We start from the raw sequence: 22,048 nt of genomic DNA, 5'->3' as shown, positions 1-22,048 counted from the left end.
GGGCTTCCGTGGGCTTTCATAACCCCAAGATCTCGTGGTCGGAGCTCGAGAAGACGCTCACCGGCAAGGTGGTCGACCCGCTGGCGATCGACGGGGACGGCGGTGACTCGCCCGCGTGGTCGCGCAAGCGTCAGGCGTACGCGGCCCCCGCCCTCATCAGGAAACAGAGCGTCACCCCGTACGCGGAATTGCACTGTCACTCGAATTTCAGCTTCCTCGACGGGGCCAGTCACCCCGAGGAACTCGCCGAGGAAGCCGCCCGCCTGGGGTTGCGGGGCCTGGCCGTCACCGATCACGACGGCTTCTACGGCGTGGTCCGTTTCTCGCAGGCCGCCCGCGAACTCGGCCTGCCCACGATCTTCGGCGCCGAGCTCTCCCTCGACCTCACCAAGCCGCAGAACGGCGAGGCCGACCCGGAGGGCCGTCACCTGCTCGCCCTCGCGCACGGTCACGAGGGGTACGCGCGTCTGGCCGCCACCCTGTCACGCGCGCAGCTGGCCGGCGGCGAGAAGGGCAAGCCCGAGTACGGCGACCTGGAGGAGATCGCGGCCACCCTGCGTGACCATGTGCTGATCCTCACCGGTTGCCGCAAGGGCCCCGTCCCGCTCGCGCTGGCCACCGAGGGGGTCGACGCCGCCGCGTACGAGCTCGATCGTCTGGTCGCCCTGTTCGGCCGGCCGAATGTCGCCGTCGAGCTGACCGCGCACGGCGACCCGTACGACGACGACCGCAACGACGTCCTGTTCGCGCTGGCCAAGAGCCGCGGCCTGGAGGTCGTGGCCACCAACAACGTGCACTACGCCACCCCGGCCCGGCGGCGGCTCGCCACCGCGCTGGCCGCTGTCCGGTCCCGCCGCGGCCTTGACGAGATCGACGGCTGGCTGCCCGCGGCCGGCACCGCCCACCTGCGCAGCGGCGACGAGATGGCCCGCCGGTTCGCCGCGTACCCGGGGGCTGTCGAGGCGGCCGCGATGTTCGGCGAGGGTCTGGCGTTCGACATCGAGCTGATCGCGCCGCGGCTGCCCGATTTCGACATCCCCGAACCGGGGCACACCGAGATGACCTGGCTGCGCGAGCTCACGATGCGCGGCGCCCGGGACCGTTACGGCCCACCCGAGGCGCACCCCCGGGCGTACGAGCAGATCGAGTACGAGCTCCGGATGATCGAGGAGCTGGGGTTCCCGGGTTACTTCCTGGTCGTCTACGACATCGTCCAGTTCTGCCGTGACCAGGGCATCTATGCCCAGGGCCGGGGCAGCGCGGCCAACTCCGCGGTCTGTTACGCGCTGCGCATCACCAATGTGGACGCGGTGGCGCACAACCTGCTGTTCGAGCGGTTCCTGGCCCCGGAACGCGACGGCCCGCCCGACATCGACGTCGACATCGAGTCGGACCGGCGTGAGGAGGTCATCCAGCACGTCTACCGCAAGTACGGGCGCGAGCACACGGCCCAGGTCGCCAACGTGATCTCGTACCGGCCGCGGTCGGCGGTGCGGGACATGGCGAAGGCGTTCGGGTTCTCGCCGGGCCAGCAGGACGCCTGGAGCAAGCAGATCGACCGGTGGGGCAGCGTGGCCACCGTCGACGTCGAGGACATCCCGCCGCAGGTGGTCGAGTTCGCCAACCAGGTGCAGGACTTCCCGCGGCACCTGGGCATCCACTCGGGCGGCATGGTGATCTGCGACCGCCCGATCATCGAGGTGTGCCCGGTGGAGTGGGGCCGGATGCCGGGCCGCACGGTGCTGCAGTGGGACAAGGACGACTGCGCGGCGATCGAGCTGGTCAAGTTCGACCTGCTGGGGCTGGGCATGCTGTCCGCGCTGCGGTACGCGTACGAAATGATCGAGTCCGACCTGGACATCTCCACCATGGACCTGACCGATCCCGAGGTCTACGAAATGCTTTGCCGGGCCGATTCGGTGGGCGTTTTCCAGGTGGAGAGCCGTGCCCAGATGGCGACCCTGCCCCGGCTCAAACCGCGTGTGTTCTACGACCTGGTGGTCGAGGTGGCGCTCATCCGCCCCGGACCCATTCAGGGCGGCTCGGTCCACCCGTACATCCGGCGCAAGAACGGTCAGGAAGAGGTCACCTATCCACACCCGTTGATGCGCAACGCGCTCGAGAAGACGCTCGGCGTGCCGCTCTTCCAGGAGCAGTTGATGCAGCTGGCGATCGACGTTGCCGGTTTCGACCCGGCCGAGGCCGACCAGCTGCGCCGCGCGATGGGCTCGAAAAGGTCGATCGAGAAGATGGAGAGAATCAAGAAGCGCCTGTACGAGGGGATGGCCGCCAACGGCATCACCGGCGAGCTCGCCGACGACCTGTTCGTGAAACTGTCCGCGTTCGCCAATTACGGCTTCCCGGAAAGCCACTCGATGAGCTTCGCCTACCTGGTCTACGCCAGCGCCTGGCTCAAGCGGTATCACCCGGCCGCTTTCTGCGCGGCGCTGCTGAACGCGCAGCCGATGGGCTTCTATTCGCCGCAGTCGCTGGTCGACGACGCCCGGCGGCACGGGGTCGAGGTGCGCCGGCCCGACATCAACCTGAGCGACGCCAAGGCCACCCTCGAGTCGGCACCCCAGACCCGGTGGGGCGCCCTGCCCGGCGAGCCCCCGTACGCGTGGGGGCTGGGCGGCCCGGCCGTGCGGCAGGGGCTGGGCAGCATCCGTTCGCTGGGGGAGGAGCTGGCCGAGCGCATCGAGCAGGAACGGCGCGCCCACGGCCCGTACGGGGGAATGACCGATCTTGCCCGCCGCACGGGTTGCACGACCGCCCACTTGGAGGCGCTGGCGACCGCCGACGCGTTCGCCGGGTTCGGGCTGACCCGGCGGGAGGCGCTGTGGGCCGCCGGAGCCGCCGCGCAGGACCGGCCCGACCGGCTGCCCGGCACGGTGACCGGCACCGACGCGCCCATGTTGCCTGGCATGAGCGCGGTCGACGAACTGGTCGCCGACGTGTGGGCCACCGGCCTGTCGCCCGACTCGCACCCGGCCCAGTTCATCCGGGCCGACCTCGACAGGGCGGGCGCGATCCCGATCAACCGGTTGAGCCGGGTCGAGGCGGGCGCCCGCATCCGGGTCGGGGGGATCGTCACCCACCGGCAGCGCCCGGCCACCGCGGGCGGGGTGACGTTCGTGAACCTCGAGGACGAGACCGGGATGCTCAACGTGACCTGCTCCCCGGGGCTGTGGCAGCGCTACCGGCGGGTCGCGCGCACCAGCTCGGCGCTGCTCGTGCGCGGCCGGCTCGAGAAGGCCGAGGGGGTGCTCAACCTGGTGGCCGACCGGCTGGAGGCGGTCACCCCACCGGTTTCGCCGGCCTCCCGGGACTTCCGCTGATTCGACTTGCCCGATTTTGTACCTTTAGCGGCATGCTTCCTGTCGTTCTCGCCGCAGCCGCCGTCACCGCCGTCCTCGGCCCACTTCCCGACCCCAGGCCCCCGTACGGGGGTCACCCGCGCCCCGCACCGCAGGAGCAGCTCAAGCTCAGCCACGTCGCCGACACCGGGTCCGCGGTGACGGTCACGCTCACCTGCGACCCGCCCGGCGGCGGACACCCCGAACCCGCCGAGGCCTGCGCGGCCCTGGCCGAGGTCGACGCCGACCCGGACCGGATCAAGCCCGCCAACCGCGCCTGCATCCTGCTCTACCAGCCGGTGACGGCCGAGCTCACCGGCACGTGGCAGGGCCGCGAGGTGAGCTGGAAGCACCGCTACGGCAACACCTGCGAGATGCGCCGTGCCACGGGAGTGCTGTTCCGGTTCTGAACGGCCGTTACGCTGCCCGTGTGGAAATCGCATCGACACGGGCAGCCCGCCCCTCCGCCCGTACCGCCGCCGTCTGGGCCGTGCTGCGGCGTGAGCTGGAGCGTCACCCCGGCCGCGAGCTGACCGTGCTGGACGTCGGCGGTGGCACCGGCGGGTTCGCCGTGCCGCTGGCCGAGGCCGGACACACCGTCACCGTCGTGGACGCCAGCCCCGACGCGCTGGCCGCCCTGACCCGCCGCGCCGCCGACGCCGCAGTGGCCGACCGGGTCCGCGCCGTGCAGGGCGACGGCGACGCGCTGGCCGCCCTGGTCGCGCCGGCCAGCGCCGACCTGATCCTGTGCCACGCGGTGCTCGAGGTCGTCGACGACCCGGCCGGTGTGGTCGCCGCGATCGCCGGTGCGCTGCGTCCCGGGGGAGCGGCGAGCGTGCTGGTGGCGAGCCGGGCGGCGGCGATCCTGGGCCGGGCGATCAACGGGCACCTGCGGGCGGCCACCGCGGTCGCGTCCGACCCCGAGGGGCGCGCCGGGACCCGCGACACACTGCGGCGGCGTTACGACGCGGAAAGCGCGACGGCGCTGCTCGGGGCGGCGGGCCTCACGGTCGAGCAGATCCACGGCGTACGGGTCCTGGCCGATCTGCTGCCGGCGGCGGTGGTCGAGGAGGATCCGCAGACGCTGCTCGACCTGGAACTCGAGTTGTCGTCGCGGCCGCCGTTCCGGGACATCGCCTCCCAGCTGCACCTTTTCGCCCGCAAGCCCTGACCGTCTCGCCGCGCTGACCCCGCCGCCGTGCCCCGGGCGAGGGGCGAACGGTCGCGCCGGGCGCCGGGACGTGATCGGATGACCGGCGTGACCACCGAGCCGCTCGTGGTGCCCGCCGACCGTCTGCCCGCCGCCGCGCTCGAGCCGGTGCGTCCCGCGTACGGCTCACACAGCCTGGCCGACGTCCTGCCCAGCGTGTGCTCGGTGCTCGGCGTGCCCGGCGCCGGCGACGTGCTGGGCCTGCGCGACCGGCTCGACGGGGTGACCCGGGTAGGCGTCCTGCTGATCGACGGGCTCGGCACCCACAACCTCCCGGTCCTTTCCCCGTACGCCCCCACGGTCGCCGATCTGGCCACGTCGGCCCGCACCCTGACCGCCGGTTTCCCCTCGACCACCCCGGTCAGCCTCGTCACTGTCGGCACGGGTGTTCCCCCGGGCGTGCACGGCATCCTCGGTTTCACCGTGCGGCGCCCCGACGGCCGGACGCTCAACCACATCCACTGGAAGAACGACCCCGACCCCGTCCAGTGGCAGCCGGCGCCCACCCGCTTCGCCGCCGCCGCGGCCTCCGGGGTGGCCGTGACCGCCATCAGCAAGCGGGAGTTCGAGGGCAGCGGCCTGACCGTCTCCGCGTACGGCGGCGCCCGTTTCGCCGGCGAGAGCGACCTCGCGGCCGACATGATCGCGGCCCTGTCCGCCGCCGAAGGCCCCACGTTGGTCTACGGCTACCACGCCGACCTCGACAAGAGCGGCCACGAGGACGGTGTCGACTCCCCGTCGTGGCGGGCCGCGGCCCGTGGCGTCGAAATGCTGGTCGACCGGATCGTGCACGGGCTGCCGCCCCGCTCGGCCCTGCTCGTGATCGCCGACCACGGCCAGCTCAATGTCCCCGCCGACGCGCGTTACGACATGGCCGACATTCCGGACCTCCGCGCGGGCGTCACCGGGGTCGCGGGGGAGCCGCGCGTCCGCTATCTCTACGCGGCGCCGGGCGCCCTCGACGACGTGGTTACCACCTGGCGCGGCATCCTCGGCGACCAGGCGTGGGTCCTGACCCGGGACGAGGTCATCGACGGCGGCTGGTTCGGCCCGGTCGCCCCGCCCCACCGCAACCGGATCGGTGACGTGGTGATCGTCTGCCTGGGCCGCGTGGTCGCCCTGGCCGGGGGGTGGGAGCCGCCCGCCGTGGGCCGCCTGATCGCCTACCACGCCTCCGTGACCGCCGCCGAGATGCAGGTCCCGCTGCTGATCGCCCGCTGACCTGGGTCCGGCCGGCGCGCGGCTCACGATGTCGGGGGGTATGCACATCCGGCGCCCGGCCGCACCCGGCCCCGTGGACAGCCCGCCATTGTGGACAACCCTCATCGCCACCTTGACAAGGCGTAGGGTCTTCACCCATCTCCCCGAGGCGGGTGGGGGGTGGGGATGGCAGCACCGGGCGATTCATGCTTCATGTCCGGAAAGTCGTAGCTGGCGGGCGATCTTGTCGGGGGGTGCGGTTAACCTCCTGGCGTGGGGCGTAGCCAGGCGGTGCCGAGGGGGCGTGACCCGCGTTTCGGGCCGGGTGCCGATGACGCGGGCTGCACGATCCTGCACGTCGACATGGATGCGTTCTTCGCCTCGGTGGCTGTGCGGGCGCGGCCCGAGCTGCGGGGCAAGCCGGTGATCGTGGGCGGTGTGGGCCCCCGCGGCGTGGTCAGCTCGGCCAGTTACGAGGCCCGCCGCTTCGGCGTACGCAGCGCCATGCCGACAGCGCGAGCGCGGGCCCTCTGCCCGCGCGGCATCTTCCTGCCGGTTGACGGGCCGGCGATCAGCGCGGCGTCCGAGGCCGTCATGGCGATCTTCCGCGATGTCACCCCGCTGGTCGAGCCGCTCTCGTCCGACGAGGCCTTTCTCGACGTCGCCGGCGCCCAGCGCCTGCTCGGGCCGCCCACCGGGATCGCCCGGCTGATCCGCCGTCGCATGCAGGAGGAACAGCGGCTCACCTGCTCGGTCGGGGTCGCGCCGACCAAGTTCGTGGCCAAGCTGGGCTCGACCCGGGCCAAACCCGACGGCCTGATGGTCGTCCCGGCCGGGCTGGTGCTCGAGTTCCTCCATCCGCTGCCGGTCGAGGCCCTGTGGGGGGTCGGCGAGCGTGCCGCCGAGACGTTGCGCCGGCTCGGGCTCACCACGGTCGGCGAGATCGCGCATGCCCCGGCCGGGATGCTGCGCGGGGCCCTGGGCGAGGCCGCCGCCACCCACCTGCACGAGCTTTCCTGGGGCCGGGACCCCCGCCGGGTCAGCCCCGAGCGCGAGGAGAAATCGATCGGCGCCGAGATGACCTTCGACGTCGACGTGGCCGATCCCGAGGTGCTGCGCCGGAGCATGCTGGCGCTGGCCGACAAGGTCGGGTCGCGGCTGCGGGCGAGCGGCTTCGTCGGCCGTACGGTGGCGATCAAGGTGCGCCTGGCCGACTTCCGCACGGTCAACCGGTCACGCACGATGCCCACGAGCACCGATGTGGCACGCGAGATCTTCGAGACGTCGTGGTCGCTGTTCACCGCCCTCGCCGCGAGCGACCACATCCGGCTCGTCGGCGTGCGGGTCGAGGGGCTGACCCCCGCCGCCACGACGTCGCGGCAGCTCAGCCTGGGTGAGCCGGAGCGGGGGTGGCGCGAGGCGGAAGCGGCCAGGGACGCAGTAATCGCCCGTTTCGGTCGTACGAGTGTCGGTCCGGCCAGTCTTTTGGGACAAAGCGATCTGCGAAGAACCGAAAATCACCCGCACTCGGCGGTCGTCCCGCTTTCCGACCCGCCAACCCCCTCGTAGACTTGCTTGGTAAGGCAGCCGACGGCTGTCCCGCGCCACTTACCTTAGTGACACCCCGACCCCGCCTGGGGGGTTGGATCTGCGCCCGGGGAGGAATGCCGTGCCGCTCTCGGAGCACGAGCAGCGGCTGTTCGATCAGATCGAGCGGTCGCTTGCCGAGGACCCTAAGTTCGCCTCGGCTGTGCGGGCCAGCGACCCGCGTTTTCACGCACGGCGCCGGCTGCTGGTCGCCGCGTTCGTCATCGTCCTTGGCCTAGCGCTGGTCGTCTATGGCACGGTCAGCAGCAACACGCCGCTGGGTGTCGCGGGCTTCGTGGTCATGCTGGGTTCCGCCGCTTTCGCGATGCAGTCCCGCCGCAAGAGCTCGGCCCCGGCCGACCTGCAGGCCGTGGGCGGCACCGCCACGCGTCGCACCCGTCAGACCCGTAAGGGCGGTTTCATCGACCGGCTGGAGGATCGCTGGCGCCGGCGCCCCGAGGGGCATCGCTGACGGTCCCGCGGACCCGCGGCTGACGGCGACGGCAGCCGCGGATCTCTCACCACAACTCAACGACCACGATGGCGGCCAACCGAGCCGCCATCGGTCTTTGCGACGCCCGCGCCAGGAGCCGCCCGCTCGCCGAGAGCCATACGCGAAGTGCCCCGCGCCGAGGCCGTCCGCGCCGGAAGCGGTCCGCGCCGACACCAGCCCACGCGGCGGCCGGCCGGAGCAGGAATCCCCTGGAAAGCGGCGGCGACGGGCACGGTGAGATGTGAGGCAGTGGGGCCCGTGGCTTTGCCGAGGGTACGCAGCGAGCCGCCGAGGCAAAGAAAATGCCGCCCCCACCAAGGGGCGGCATTTCTGTTGAGCGACGTCAGCGTCCCTTGTGCGGCAACAGCCGACGAGGACTGGCCTTGGCCAGCACGTCCCGCAACCGCCCGCTCGCCCCGACCAGCCGGGCCGAGGTCTCGGCCAGCCCGAGCCGCCACCGCATCAGCACCGAAGGCGGCAGCAGGACAGCGTTGATCCGGGTCCGCCGGTTGGCCGACCGGGACAGCCCCTTGCGGACCTGCCCCAGCGCCACGGTCAGCTCGCCACCCTGCAGGGGTTTGCGGGCGTACCGGGCCCTTTCCTCCGCCGTGCCGAGCAGCGTCACCGCGGAGGCGGGCTCCGCCAGCAGCACGGCGTCCTTGATCAGCCGCTGGGCGGTGACCCGCGGCGTCTCGGTCGGGTCGATCGGGATCCGGAAGTCGATCATCGTGTCCATCAGTTCGTCCCAGGCCGCGTGCGCGTCGGCTCGGGCCTGCACCGTCTCGGTCGTGACCACGATGTCGGCGGGGCCGCTGAGCGTCGTGACCTTCGGGTCGGGAGGGACGGTGGCCGCGTGCCGGTGCCGGCGCAGCAGGACCCGTCGCAACGCCGGGACCAGCAGCAACGCCAGCAGCAGGGCGGCCAGGGCGATGATCAGCAGGGCGCTGCCGGAGACGCCGGAGGAGCCGCCGTCGATCGGGCCGGCCGCGCCCGGCTCGTTGAAGTCGCTACGGTCGGGCCGTTCGGCGCCGCCCGCCGCGGACGGGTCGGCGCCCGGGGCCGCCTGCGACTCGGCCGCCGTCGGGGCCTCGGTGGGCAGGTCGACGTCGGGTGCGTAGTCCGAGCGGGCCGCGCCGGCCACGCTCGCCGCCGGGGTGGCGTCGAACGGGATCCAGCCGAAGCCGCGCAGGTACACCTCGGTCCACGCGTGGGCGTTGCGGTTGGTGATCACGTACGTGTCGCCCTCGCGCTGGCCCCGGGTGAAGCCGAACGCCACCCGGGCCGGGATCCCGGCCTCCCGCGCCATCCAGGCCAGCGCCGCCGCGTACTGCTGGCAGTAGCCGACCTTGGTCTCGAGGAACGCCGCGATCTCGGAGCTGGCCCCGACGGACTGCGTGGACAGCCGGTAGGTGAAGCCGTTCTTGGTCGAGAAGTACTCGTAGAGAGCCCGCATCTTGTCGTACTCGGTGCGCTTGTTCGCGGTCAGCCGGTCGACCAGCTTGGTGACCGCCTCGTCGTCCGGGTGCGCGGTGTTGAGCCGCACGATCGGGTCGTCGGGGCTCAGCGGTTCGGCCTGCCGCAGCTGGGCGGCGGTCGGCTTGGCCCGCACGTACTCGAAGGTGTAGGCAAGGCCCTTGGTGGACCTGCGGTTGGAGAAGACAACCTGTTGGTTGTCGTCGAAGTTCCAGCCGCTCTGCAGCCCGTCGACGGCCACCGTGTTCTGGTAGAGCGGCAGCATGCCCTGCTGCAGGCTGTCGCTGACCTGCACCTGGGCCCGGTGGTTGCTGAAGTTGGCGGTCGGCGTCGTGGTGCGGGGGTCGGGCAGGCCCTGCGTGACGCTCTCGCCGTTGGGGGTGCGGCTGCCGAACCCGTTGTTGGTCAGCTGGTCGGCCACCCCGAAGCGCAGGTAGTACGGTGTCTGCTCGTCCGTTCTGAGCCGCACCAGCTCGACCACGTCGGTGCGGGTCAGCTGGCCGCTCAGCGAGGCGAACAGGTTGATCCGCCCGCCGGTGCCGTTGCCGGGGCCGACACCGACCCCGGTGCCGGTCTGGGTGAGCCGCGAGAGCAGCCCGCCGTTGATCGTGGGCACCAGCAGCGGCAGGAACACGGCCGCGACCACGCCGATGACGCCCAGGCGCCGGCCGGCCGCGGCGAGCGGCGACGGCTCCCACACGTCGACGTCGCGCCCGTCGCCGGTGAAGCGGCGCCCGAACCGGCGTACGCGGTCGATGTTGTCGCTGACCAGGAGCCACAGGAAGCCGAAGGCCCCGATGATGAACGGCAGCACCGGCACGCTGTCGATGTAGACCGCGACCGGCACCGAGTAGATCGCCAGCATCGGCAGGCCGGCCAGGGCCGGTTTGCGCGCGACCACGGTCAGGAGGTCGACCGCGATCGCGACCGAGCCGATCCCGAGCACGGTGACGAACAGCAGGCCGTCCCGGTCGGGCACCGGCACCCCGTACGACCGGGTGTCCTGCCCGGCCTGGGTGAACAGATCGGCGAAGTGGCCGAACGTGCTCGGCGTCGGGATGAGGAACTCTTCGCCGCTGGGGAACAGCCAGGTCAGCGTGAGCAGCAGCACCAGGATCATGCTGAGCGCCTGGGCCCACGTCGGGAACCGCAGCGTGCGGGCCCCGACGGCGGCTCCGGCGATCAGGCCCACGGTGACGAGGCACTGCATCAGCCAGGTGTAGCTGTCGAAGATGGAGACGATGGGCGCGGCCGCGAGCAGGGTCGCCCCCGCCGCGACGAGCCCGAGACGGCGCCGGCCGCTCATCGGTTCACCCCGCTCACGGTTTCGGCCATCGCCGCCCGCCACGCGAAGCCGCTGGAGCCGCGGGCAGCCGCCGGCCACAGCGCGGGCAGCGTCGACCCGTGCACGACCGGCACCGAACGCCAGCCGCTGTGCACCAGGGCCAGTGCGGCCGCCGAGTGTTCCCGGTCGGCCTCCGAGCGCTCTCCGGGGCTCATGGAGACCCAGGTCGAGCTGTCGATCGCGAAGCCGATGCAGGTGGCGCCGTTGCCGCGCAGGCCGGCCAGCAGCTCGGCCTCGGGCACGGTCAGGGTGCCGAAGATGCCGATCACCAGGCCGCCGTCGGAGCGGCGGCGCACCTGCTCGACCAGCACCGAGATGTCGCCGTTCTGGGCGGGCTTCACATCGGCCAGGGTGTCGAGGATGATGCCTTCGCCGGTGGCCTCGGCCGCGTCGATGTCGATGCCCGAGCCGGTGACCAGCCGCAGCTTGTAACCCTGCTGGCGCAGGTGCATGGCGATGCTGGCGGTGGCCGAGACGGCCCATTCGAAGCTGGCCGTCGGGCCCTCGCCCCGGTGGGCGTAGACCCGGGTGTCGAGCACCACGGTGGCCCGGCTCTCCCAGGGCTGTTCCTCGCGGCGCACCATCAGCTCACCCGTACGGGCGGTGGAGCGCCAGTGCACACGGCGCAGGTCGTCGCCGCGGCGGTATTCCCGGGTGGCGGCGTCGTCCTCGCCGTGCACCGCCACCGACCGGGCGCGGCTCTCGCCGGTGCCCGCGTACTCGCCCGCGAGGCGGACCGGGGGCAACGTGAACACCTGGGGGATGACCGTGAGCTTGTCGATGCTGGGGAACGAGCGGGTCAGCTCGCACAGGCCGAACGGGTCGGTCAGCCGGATCACCAGCGGCCCGATCGGGTAGCGGCCCCGCACGTCGGCCCGCACCGTGTACGCCACGCTGCTGGCCTGGTGCGACCCGAGCCGCTCGAGCACCACCCGGGGGCGGCTGCCCAGCGCGTACGGGAGCCTGTCCTCCAGCAGCAGGGTGCCGGTGGGCAGGCGGGACATGTTCTGCAGGCGCAGGATGACCCGCGCGCTGGACCCGACCGGCGCGCGGCCCGGGTCGAGCGAGCGGGTGCAGGCCAGCTTGTACCGGCTGCGGCCCACGTACGCGGCGGCGAGCAGCGGCAGGGCGGCGAGCAGGATCGCCACCCGCAGCAGGTCACGCTCGCCGAGGATGATCGCGGAGATGCCGGCCGCGGCGGCCGCGGCGAGGAACGAGCGACCGCGCGTGGTCAGCCCTCGCAGGGCCTCCCGCATGCTCAGCGCCCCCGCGGCTCGTACTGGTTGCCGCCGGCGACGTTGTTCCGGGTGTCGTACGGCGACCGGTTGCGGTCGTGCGGCAGCGGCAGCCGGTGCACGATCTCGGACACGATCGCGTCAGTGGTGCGGCGGTTGAGCTGCGCGTCCGCGGTCGGGATGATGCGGTGCGCGAGAACCGGCACGGCCAGCGTCTGCAGGTCGTCGGGCAGCACGTAGTCGCGGCCCTCGAGCGCCGCCACGGCCTTCGCCGTGCGCAGCAGCTGCAGCGTCGAGCGGGGGGACGCGCCGAGGCGGATCTCGGGCGCTTCCCGGGTCGCGGTGACCAGGGCGATCGCGTACTGCTGGACGGCCTCGGCGGCGTGCACGTCACGCGCGGTGGCGATCAGCCGGCGGACCATGGCGGCGTCGGCGACGGCCCGCAGATCGTTCAGCGGGTCGTGGGCGCCGTGCCCGCCCAGCATGGCCAGCTCGGCCCGCGGGTCGGGGTACCCCATCGCGATGCGCGCGGTGAACCGGTCGCGCTGCGCCTCGGGCAGGGGGTAGGTGCCTTCCATCTCGATCGGGTTCTGCGTGGCGATCACCATGAACGGCGCCTGCAGCTCGTACGTGGTGCCGTCGACGGTGACCTGCCGCTCCTCCATGCACTCCAGCAGGGCGGACTGGGTTTTCGGCGACGCGCGGTTGATCTCGTCGCCGACCACCAGGTTGGCGAACACGGCTCCGGGCTTGAACTCGAAGTCGCGCTGCTCCTGGTTGTAGACGCTCACGCCGGTGACGTCGCTGGGAAGCAGGTCGGGCGTGAACTGGATGCGGCGCACGGAACAGTCGATCGATCGGGCGAGGGCCTTGGCCAGCTTGGTCTTGCCCACGCCGGGCACGTCCTCGATGAGGAGGTGACCCTCGGCCAGCAGGACCGCCAGAGCGAGGCGGACCGTGGCGCTCTTGCCCTCGATGACCTGTTCGATGTTGGCCATGATGGCTTGCGTCGCGGCGCGGAAGTCCTCGTTCGGCATCGGTCCACCGGGCTCGTCCCAGGTCGGGGTTGTCACGGGCCTCCTCCAGGTTGGTGTGCGCGCCAATCTTGCGCAGCCGGGGCGAAAGGGCAGCGAAAAGCTGAACGAGCCGCCCGTCACTCACAGGTTAGCCCGATCACAGCAACTCGCCGATGTCGGCCATCGGCCTGATTCGACAACCGTCAACCGGACATGAGTATCAGATAGGTAAAGAATCAGACATCGCCCTAGTTATATTTGCCGATGTTCAAGAGCATCAGCCATCGACGGGCCACACGAGTGAGGTGCCGGTCGGCGGGCCTTTTCCCTGCTCGCGGCCGCATCTGAGCCCGGCCGAGAGGGGCTGAATTGAGACCGTTATCCGTACCGTCCGCGACCCGGCGGGTCGGGGCGGCGGCCGCCGGCATCGTCCTGCTGGCGGCGTTGTTGCCCGCGCAGGCGCAGGCCGCGCCGCTACCCGGCGCAGTCACCGGGGCAACCGACAGTAAGCAGCAGAGGCGAGCCGACTACGACAGCCGCCAGAACCTGGTCGCCCGCGCCGAGGCGCAGCCGACCGCGACCCTGAGCCGCGCCGTCGTCCCGGCGCCCACGGGGAACGCGGTCAAGACGCTGCGTGACTCGCTGGGCATCCAGGGCATCGTCGACATCGACAAGGCGACCGGCACCCCGCGCCGGGTGGCGAAGCTCGACGGCTTCCTCACCGGGCCGAGCAGGACGAAGCCGGCGAAGATCGCGTTCGACTACATCAAGGCCCACCCCGAGGTGTTCGGCATCGACGCGGCCGACCTGGCCACGCTCGAGTTGCGGCAGGACTACGTCGACATCGAGGGCGCCCACCACCTGAGCTGGGTGCAGGTGGCCGACGGTGTGCCGGTCTTCGGCAACGGCCTCAAGGCGCACGTCACCAAGGACGGCCGTCTGGTGCAGGTCGACGGTTCGCCGCTCAAGTCGCTGCCGTCGAGCGCCGGCGGCGCCAAGCTGTCCGCCACCGCTGCCCGCGCAGCCGCGGTCAAGGATGTGTTCGGCTCGTCCACCGCCAAGGTCACCAAGACCGAGGCCGGCAAGACCACGTTCAGCGACAAGGGCAACGTCAAGCAGGTCTGGTTCCAGACCGCCACGGGCCCGCGCCTGGCCTGGCAGACGATCGTCGTCGACGAGGGCTACGTGCACGTGGTCGACGCGGCCACCGGCGAGGTGCTCTACCGCAAGAGCACGATCGCCAACGACCGTGCCGACGTGTGGCAGAACTACCCGGGCGCGGCCAAGGGCGGGAAGCAGCAGCCGGTCGACCTGGCCGCCAAGGGCTGGCTCCCCAACAACGCGCGCGTCCTGAGCGGCAACGTCGCGCACGTGTGGTCGGACGTCAACGACAACGACCTGGCCGACGCCACCGAAGAGGTCGGCCCCTCCGGCGTGCGTTCCTGGAACTACCCGTTCGTCGACTTCAACGACGAGGTCGGTGGTCTCTGCTCGGACGCGTACCCGTGCTCGTGGGACCCGGAGACGCCGAACTCGTGGCAGACCAACCGCAAGCAGAACGCGGTGCAGCTCTTCGCCTTCCTGGGCACCTTCCACGACCATCTGAAGTCCGCCCCGATCGGCTTCACCCGGGCGGCCGGCAACTTCGAGGCGCGCGACGGCGACGCCGTGCAGGGGCAGGCGATGGACGGCGCGAACACCGCCGACGGCCTGCCCGACGGCGAGCACAGCGACAACGCCAACATGAACACCCCGCCTGACGGCATCCCGCCGATCATGCAGATGTACCTGCTGAATCCCGGTCCCGGCTCGGTCGCGGCCAACACCGGCGACGAGGCCGACGTGGTCTACCACGAGTACACCCACGGCCTGTCCAACCGCCTGGTCGTCGACGCGAACGGCAACTCGACGCTCAGCAACCAGCAGGGCGGCGCGATGGGTGAGGCGTGGAGCGACTTCTACGCCCTGGACTACCTGGCCGCCGAGGGCCTCGAGAAGGACACCGCCAAGCCGGGCGAGATGCTGGTCGGCAAGCACTGGACCGCCGGCGGCACGATCCGTTACGAGGCCCTGGACTGCCCGGTCGGCTCGACCGCGACGCAGTGCGCGGGCACCCCGGGCGCCGGTCCGGGCGGCTTCACCTACGGCGACTACGGCAAGATCTATGCCGGTGGCCCGGAGGTGCACGCCGACGGTGAGATCTGGGCGCAGACCCTGTGGGACCTGCGTCAGGCGCTCGGCAGCAAGACCACGCAGTCGATCGTGACGCGCGGCATGGAGCTCTCGCCGGCCAACCCGTCCTTCCTGGACATGCGCAACTCGATCCTCGCCGCCGACCTGGTCGTCAACAAGGGCAAGAACGCCAAGACGATCTGGAAGGTCTTCGCCAAGCGGGGCATGGGGTACTTCGCCGCCTCGATCGACGGGGACGACGCCCAGCCGGTCGAGGACTTCTCGATGCCGCCGTCGGCCAACTCGCCGCGGGGCACCCTCAAGGGCAAGGTGACCGACACCGACACCGGCGCGAACGTGGCCGGCCTGACCGTCGCGTTCGGCGGTCACGCCTCCGGCTTCGCCGGCGACTACCGGGCCACCACCGCCGCGGACGGCACGTACACGATCTCGGGGATCATTCCGGGCACGTACGCGAAGGTCTTCGCCCGGGGCGCGGGTTACGACATCGTCGTCAAGACGCTGTCGATCAACTCCGGCGCCAAGACCGAGAACTGGACGGTCCGCAAGGACTGGGCCGCCTCCTCGGGCGGCGCCGGGATCGTCAGCTTCACCGGTGACGACTACACCGCGTACGGGTGTGGCCCGGCCCAGCTGATCGACCAGTCGCAGATCTCGGGCTGGGGCTCGGTCCTGCCCGAGACCGAGGCCGGACAGAACGCCGTGATCCGGCTCTCCGGCGCGGTCGACGTCTCCGAACTGGTGATCAACCCGTCGGCCACCTGTGGTGACGACGAGACCGCCGGCACCGGTGGCTACCGCGTCGAGACCTCGGTCGACGGCACGACCTGGGCGCTCGCCGCGAGCGGCACCTTCCCGGTCGGCGCCGCCACGCCCACCCCGGTCGCGCTGGCCGCGGGCACCGGCGACGGCATCCAGTTCGTCCGGTACACGATGCTGACCTCGCAGGGCCAGGACGCGGGCCTCTGCCCGGCCGGCCAGCCGCCGACGGTCAGCGGCTGCGTGTTCCTCGACAGCACCGAACTGGCGGTCTACGGACCGGCGGCGTAAGGCGCATCCAATACCGGTCGCCGCTCTCGGGCGGCGACCGGTATCATGCAACGCATGGCTCGGCATTTCCTGCTTCTTAGCCGGCCGTGCTGCGAACGTCTTTAGGCGTACAGCACGGCGACCCCTCCTGCGTGAGGGGTTTTTTCATGTCCAGCCACCGAGACCTCACGAAGACGGATGCCGACGATGAGCAGCGAGTCAGAGACCCCGAAGTTCCGTTACACCGCCGCGCTGGCCAATGAGATCGAGCCGCGCTGGCAGGCCTACTGGGCCGAGAACGGGACGTTCCAGGCGCCCAACCCGGCCGGCGAGCTGGCCGACCCCTCGCACCCCCGGGCCGGCGCGCCAAAGCTGCACGTGCAGGACATGTTCCCGTACCCGTCCGGTGCGGGACTGCACGTCGGGCACCCGCTCGGCTATATCGGCACCGACAGCTACACCCGCTACAAGCGGATGGCCGGCTTCAACGTGCTGCACCCGATGGGCTTCGACGCGTTCGGCCTGCCCGCCGAGCAGTACGCGGTGCAGACCGGCACGCACCCGGCGGTGACCACGGCGGCCAACGTCGAGCGTTACAAGACCCAGCTGCGCCGGCTGGGACTGGCCTACGACGACCGCCGCTCGTTCGCGACCACCGACCCGGACTACTACCGGTGGACGCAGTGGATCTTCCTGCAGGTCTTCAACTCGTGGTTCGACCCGTCGGTGCGCAAGGCCCGCCCGATCGGCGCGCTGATCGCCGCGTACGAGGAAGGGACGAAGCCCACCCCGGACGGCAGGCCCTGGGCCGAGCTGTCGCCGGTCGAGCGCCGCAAGCTGATCGACGACCACCGCCTGGCCTACGTCAGCGAGGCCCCGGTCAACTGGTGCCCCGGCCTGGGCACCGTGCTGGCCAACGAGGAGGTCACGCCCGAGGGCCGCAGCGAGCGCGGCAACTACCCCGTGTTCCAGCGCAGCCTGAAGCAGTGGATGATGCGGATCACCGCGTACGGGGATCGCCTGGTCGAGGACCTGGACACGCTGGACTGGCCGGAACCGGTCAAGCTGATGCAGCGCAACTGGATCGGCCGGTCCCGTGGCGCGCACGTCGACTTCGCGGTCGGCGCCGACAAGATCACCGTCTTCACCACGCGGCCGGACACGCTGTTCGGGGCCACCTACATGGTGCTGGCGCCCGAGCACGAGCTGGTCGAGAAGATCGCTCCGGCGGCCTGGCCGGACGGGACGAATCCGAAATGGTCAGGCGGGTACGACACGCCCGCCGCGGCGATCCGGGCCTACCGGGCCGAGGCCGCCGCGAAGACCGAGGAGCAGCGCACCGAGGGCAAGGAGAAGACCGGCGTCTTCATCGGCGCGTACGCGACCAACCCGGTCAACGGCGCGAGCATCCCGGTTTTCATCGCCGATTACGTGCTGGCCGGCTACGGCACCGGCGCGATCATGGCGGTGCCCGGGCAGGACGTGCGTGACTGGGAGTTCGCCGAGGTCTTCGAGCTGCCGATCATCCGTACGGTGCAGGCCCCGGAGGGATTCGAGGGCGCGTACACCGGCGAGGGCGCGGCGATCAACAGCGACTGGCTGAACGGCAAGGGCGTCATCGAGGCCAAGGCCGAGATCATCGCCTGGCTGGAGCAGCACGGGCACGGCAAGGGCGCCACCACGTTCCGTCTGCGTGACTGGCTGTTCAGCCGGCAGCGCTACTGGGGCGAGCCGTTCCCGATCGTCTACGACGAGACCGGGCTGCCGGTCGCGCTGCCCGAGTCGATGCTGCCGGTCGTGCTGCCCGACGTCGACGACTTCTCGCCGCGCACCTTCGACCCGGACGACGCCGACAGCGAGCCCGAGACCCCGCTGTCGCGCAAGAAGGACTGGGTCAACGTCGAGCTGGACCTGGGCGACGGCCTGAAGTCGTACACCCGCGAGACCAACACCATGCCGCAGTGGGCCGGCTCCTGCTGGTACGAGCTGCGCTACCTGGACCCGAAGAACGCTCACGCCCTGGTCGACCCGGACAACGAGGCGTACTGGATGGGCCCGCGGCGCGACGGCGACTGCGGCGGCGTCGACCTGTACGTCGGCGGCGTCGAGCACGCCGTCCTGCACCTGCTGTACGCCCGGTTCTGGCACAAGGTCCTGTACGACCTGGGCCACGTCTCGTCGTTCGAGCCGTTCCGCCGGCTGTTCAACCAGGGCTACATCCAGGCGTACGCGTTCCGTGACGCCCGCGGTGTCGTGGTGCCGGCCGAGGAGGTGGTCGAACGCGACGGCAAGTACTTCTACGACGGTCAGGAGGTCGTCCGCGAGTACGGCAAGATGGGCAAGTCGCTGAAGAACGTCGTCACGCCCGACGAGATGTGCGAGCAGTACGGCGCCGACACGTTCCGGGTCTACGAGATGGCGATGGGCCCGCTGGACGTCTCACGCCCGTGGGACACGCGGGCCGTGGTGGGGTCGCAGCGCTTCCTGCAGCGGGTGTGGCGCCTGGTCGTCGACGAGGAGACCGGGGCGGCACGCGTCTCCGACGAGCCCTTGGAGCCGGCGGTGCGCAAGACGCTGCACCGCACGATCGCGGGCGTCCGGGAAGACCTGGACGAGCTGCGCTTCAACACCGCCATCGCGAAGCTGATCGAGCTGACCAACACGCTGACGCCGCTGCCCGCGGTGTCGCGCGAGGCGGTCGAGCCGCTGTTGCTGATGCTGTCGCCGTTCGCCCCGCACCTGGCCGAGGAGCTGTGGACCAAGCTGGGGCACTCGGGCTCGCTGGCCTACGCCGACTTCCCGGTGGCCGACCCGGCGCAGCTGGTGGCCGAGTCGATCACGTACCCGGTGCAGGTCAACGGCAAGGTCAAGGCCCGCGTCGAGGTGCCGCCGGCCGCACCCGAGGCCGAGGTGCGCGAGCGGGCGCTGGCCGCGGTGGCCGAGGTGCTGGCCGGTCGCGAGCCCCGCAAGGTCATCGTGGTGGCCGGCCGGCTGGTCAGCGTCGTCGTCTGAGCCTCCGCACAGCAGAAGGCCCACCGCCCGTACGCCGGGTGGTGGGCCTTCTGCTGTTTGTCAGGCGGCGGCTTTGCGACCCGAGTGCTTCCACCAGAGGACGATCGCGGTCGTCAGCGTGAACCCGATCGCGGCCGGGGCCAGCGACAGCGGGCTCATCTCGCCCGGCCGGACCACGGCGGCGCCGATCACCGCGTACGACACCGCGGACGGGATCGAGGCCAGCGTGGTGCCGAGCAGGTAACGCTTGCGGCAGACGCTGGTGGTGCCGTAGGCGTAGCCGATCAGGCCGAACGGGGCCAGCGGCAGGAACCGGACGAGCAGCACGGCCAGCAGGCCACGACGGTTGAGCCAGCCGTCGAGACGCTCGAGCCGGCCCCCGGAACGTGCGGAGAGCGCGCCCCGGCCGACCCAGCGGCCGGCGTAGTAGGTGGCGGTGGCGGCGATCACGGCGGCGGCCAGGGCCGTGGCAGCGCCGGTGGCCGCGCCGAGCAGCGCGCCGCACGCCAGCGTGATCGCTGTGCGGGGCACGAGCACCGAGAGCAGGAGGCCACCGATCACCGCGATGGCGACCGCGGCGGCCGGGCCGACGGCAGCGACCTGGCCGGCGATCTGCGACAGCGGGAGCGTGGCTGCGGCCACACCCACGCCGCCGACGACGCCGCCAAGGATGCCGAACCGGACAAGGCGGCGCTTCCACCCCATCGAGGGCTTGTCGCCGGCCGGGATCTGCTGGGTCTGAGAAACCTGAGGATCCGCGAGGTTCACGCCCCGCGGGGCGATCAGGATGTCAGTCATGCAGGCGTACCGTCCCTTGCTTTGTCGGGTCAAGTGTCAGGCGCCGGCTGCGGCGAGTCGCTCGGCACGAAGTTTTTCGGGCCAGGTGTCGTCGACCGGTGAAAGGCTATCCGCGCCGATCGCCCAACGCAGTAGCAGATCGGCTATAGCTGGGTTGCGGGCCAGCGCGGGGCCGTGAGAGTACGTACCCAGGATCTTCCCGTGCCAGGCCCCCTCGGTCTGCCCGTCGTTGCCCACCCCGGCCGTCACCCGGGCCAGGGGAGCAGCTCCGGGGCCCAGATGCGTGCGGCCGCCGTGATTTTCGAAACCGGACAGCGGGGGCAGGCCCAGCCGCGGGTCGATGTCACCCCTGATCTCACCCACCGCACGGGTCTCGCCGCGGTCGGAATGCAGGTCGAGCAGGCCCAGGCCGGGGCACTTGGCTCCCTTGGCGAAGAACGAGTGACCGAACAGCTGGTAACCGGCGCAGATCGCCAGGACGGCCGCGCCCTGGTTGACCGCGCGGTGCAGACCGCCGTCGTTGATCAGGCGCTGGGCCGCGAGGGCCTGCGGGCCGTCCTCGCCGCCGCCGATCAGGTAGATGTCGGCGGTCGAGGGCATGGGCTGGTCGGAACGCACCGAGTAGGTCTCGACCGGGATACCGCGCATGGCCGCGCGCCGGGCCAGGATCAGCAGGTTGCCCCGGTCGCCGTACGTGGAGAGCAGGTCCGGATAGATCCAGACGATGCGCAGGACGCTCTCAGTTGACACGGTCCAACTCCGCTCGGATGTCCTGGAACGCCGTGTAGTTGGCGATCACCTCGAGGCGGCCCGGCGGCACCGACCGGATCGCCTCCTCGAAACTCAACACGTGCCGGAAGGCGATTCCGTTCACCTCGAGGCGTACGGCGAGGTCGAAGGCCCGCTCGCCGGTGATCAGCACCGGCCGGTCGTGCAGCGGCGAGAAGTCGACGTCGTACAGCCAGGAGGTGTCGAAACCGTCGGGGTCGCGGGCGTTGATGGAGAGCAGGGTCGGCGCCTGCTCGGCCATGTCGAACGCCTCCAGCCAGCTGGCCGGGTTCTTGGCCAGCAGCAGGCGGATGTTGCGGCCCTCGCGGTCGACCTGCGCGTACCGGCCGGCGACCGAGGCCACCGTGGCGAGCCGGGGGAGCGCCTCGATCGGGCGTACGCCGAACTCGGCTGCCACGGCCAGCGCGGTGGCCGCGTTGCCCAGGTTGACCGTGCCGGGCAGCTGCAGCTTGACCAGGTGCCAGTCGCCGCGCGGGTCGATGACGCCGTCGTCCTCGACGCGCCACTGGGCCTGCGGGCGGCGCAGCGAGCAGCCGGTGCACCACCAGTCGCCGTTGGCGCGCTCGATCGGATCACCGCTCTCGGGGCACACCCACGAGTCGTCCGTCCAGCGCTGGCCGGCGCTGAACCAGGTGAGGTGCGACGCGCCGCGGGCCGCCCAGACCACCATCGGGTCGTCGGCGTTGGCCACCACCGAGATGTCGGGGTGCCCGGCCAGCGCGGTGCGCCACATCTGGGCCATCATCGCGACCTCTTTGGCCCGGTCGAGCTGGTCGCGCGAGAGGTTGAGCAGCGCCACCACGCGCGGGTTGGTCTCGTCGATCACCCGGGCCAGGTAGTGCTCGTCGACCTCGAGCACCGCGAACGGCGTCGAACCCGCCTTGGCCAGGGCCGACGTGTGCCCGGTGGGCATGTTGGCGCCGAAGCCGTTGGTGGCGACCGGGCCGAGCACGCCGAGCGCGGCGGCGGCCAGCCGGGTCGTGGTGGTCTTGCCGTTGGTGCCCGAGATCAGCGCGATCGCGCGTCCGGCGGCGAGGTTGCGCAGCAGGTCGGGATCGATCTTGAGGCCGATCCAGCCGCCGATGACCGAGCCGTCGCCGCGGCCCGCGGCCCTGGAGAGCGCGGCCGCCGTTTTCGACACCGAGGTCGCGACCTTGGCCCGCAGAGGCATCTTCCCGTCCGTCACGGAAGACGAGGGTACCGGACCCGGCTGTCACGTCGAGTTGCCGAGAGTCCGGTTCCCGGCACCCGTACGGCCGGATCCGGAGTCGCATTGAGATCAACCATTCGGCGGAAACCATTTTGGCCGGTG

General features: G+C 71.4%; 14 protein-coding genes. 8 read left to right on the top strand and 6 right to left on the bottom strand.

The annotated features are described in order from the left end of the window. Positions 1-8 precede the first annotated feature (8 nt). The 6 genes from C8E87_RS06880 (at position 9) to C8E87_RS06855 (ending at position 7,825) form a co-directional block, all read left to right on the top strand. Positions 9-3,338, top strand: coding sequence for an error-prone DNA polymerase (locus C8E87_RS06880; protein ID WP_133872302.1), 3,330 nt, complete (start codon positions 9-11; stop codon positions 3,336-3,338). 32 nt (positions 3,339-3,370) lie between these two features. After that, on the top strand, positions 3,371-3,766 hold the full coding sequence (locus C8E87_RS06875) for an SSI family serine proteinase inhibitor (protein WP_133872301.1): 396 nt from the start codon (positions 3,371-3,373) through the stop codon (positions 3,764-3,766). Positions 3,767-3,786: 20 nt separating this feature from the next. Then, the gene (locus C8E87_RS06870; protein WP_203720923.1) at positions 3,787-4,527 is read left to right on the top strand and encodes a class I SAM-dependent methyltransferase; all 741 of its coding nucleotides are present in this window, start codon (positions 3,787-3,789) and stop codon (positions 4,525-4,527) included. Positions 4,528-4,605: 78 nt separating this feature from the next. Then, positions 4,606-5,787 carry an alkaline phosphatase family protein gene (locus C8E87_RS06865; protein ID WP_133872300.1) on the top strand — a complete coding sequence of 394 codons (1,182 nt, stop codon included), beginning with the start codon at positions 4,606-4,608 and terminating at the stop codon, positions 5,785-5,787. Between the two features lie 252 nt (positions 5,788-6,039). Then, positions 6,040-7,335 (top strand): DNA polymerase IV, encoded by a 1,296-nt coding sequence (gene dinB, locus C8E87_RS06860; RefSeq protein WP_133872299.1) that lies wholly within the window; start codon positions 6,040-6,042, stop codon positions 7,333-7,335. 100 nt (positions 7,336-7,435) lie between these two features. Beyond that, positions 7,436-7,825, top strand: coding sequence for an SCO2097 family morphological protein (locus C8E87_RS06855; RefSeq protein WP_133872298.1), 390 nt, complete (start codon positions 7,436-7,438; stop codon positions 7,823-7,825). 364 nt (positions 7,826-8,189) lie between these two features. Here C8E87_RS06855 and C8E87_RS06850 read toward each other — a convergent pair whose 3' ends face one another. The 3 genes from C8E87_RS06850 to C8E87_RS06840 are packed head-to-tail and all read right to left on the bottom strand — an operon-like array spanning position 8,190 to position 12,972. Continuing rightward, positions 8,190-10,625: a transglutaminaseTgpA domain-containing protein gene (locus C8E87_RS06850; RefSeq protein ID WP_133872297.1), complete on the bottom strand. Its 2,436-nt coding sequence runs from the start codon at positions 10,623-10,625 to the stop codon at positions 8,190-8,192. Beyond that, positions 10,622-11,920 (bottom strand): DUF58 domain-containing protein, encoded by a 1,299-nt coding sequence (locus C8E87_RS06845; protein ID WP_133872296.1) that lies wholly within the window; start codon positions 11,918-11,920, stop codon positions 10,622-10,624. The genes C8E87_RS06850 and C8E87_RS06845 overlap by 4 nt, the downstream gene beginning before the upstream one ends. A 2-nt stretch (positions 11,921-11,922) precedes the next feature. Beyond that, positions 11,923-12,972 (bottom strand): AAA family ATPase, encoded by a 1,050-nt coding sequence (locus tag C8E87_RS06840; protein WP_133872295.1) that lies wholly within the window; start codon positions 12,970-12,972, stop codon positions 11,923-11,925. Between the two features lie 312 nt (positions 12,973-13,284). Between C8E87_RS06840 and C8E87_RS06835 the strand changes: the two genes are divergently transcribed. Both C8E87_RS06835 and leuS read left to right on the top strand, forming a co-directional pair. After that, a complete protein-coding gene (locus C8E87_RS06835) occupies positions 13,285-16,158 on the top strand; it encodes a M36 family metallopeptidase (protein ID WP_239080603.1) in 2,874 nt (957 codons plus the stop codon). A 186-nt stretch (positions 16,159-16,344) separates the two neighbouring features. Then, entirely contained in the window at positions 16,345-19,149 is a 2,805-nt protein-coding gene (leuS, locus tag C8E87_RS06830; RefSeq protein WP_239080602.1) for a leucine--tRNA ligase, read from the top strand. Positions 19,150-19,209: 60 nt separating this feature from the next. Here leuS and C8E87_RS06825 read toward each other — a convergent pair whose 3' ends face one another. The 3 genes from C8E87_RS06825 to C8E87_RS06815 are packed head-to-tail and all read right to left on the bottom strand — an operon-like array spanning position 19,210 to position 21,907. Beyond that, on the bottom strand, positions 19,210-19,947 hold the full coding sequence (locus C8E87_RS06825; protein WP_133872293.1) for a TVP38/TMEM64 family protein: 738 nt from the start codon (positions 19,945-19,947) through the stop codon (positions 19,210-19,212). Between the two features lie 36 nt (positions 19,948-19,983). Further along, complete coding sequence (locus C8E87_RS06820) at positions 19,984-20,697, bottom strand: type 1 glutamine amidotransferase (RefSeq protein ID WP_133872292.1); 714 nt, start codon at positions 20,695-20,697, stop codon at positions 19,984-19,986. Next, positions 20,687-21,907 (bottom strand): MurT ligase domain-containing protein, encoded by a 1,221-nt coding sequence (locus C8E87_RS06815; RefSeq protein ID WP_133876671.1) that lies wholly within the window; start codon positions 21,905-21,907, stop codon positions 20,687-20,689. Before C8E87_RS06815 ends, C8E87_RS06820 begins: the two co-directional genes overlap by 11 nt. Positions 21,908-22,048: the final 141 nt, after the last annotated feature.

The sequence above is a fragment of the Paractinoplanes brasiliensis genome, from assembly GCF_004362215.1.
GTDB classification, from domain to species: Bacteria; Actinomycetota; Actinomycetes; order Mycobacteriales; family Micromonosporaceae; genus Actinoplanes; species Actinoplanes brasiliensis.
Note: the sequence above shows the minus strand (reverse complement) of the source record. Positions and strands in the feature narration are given on the sequence as shown.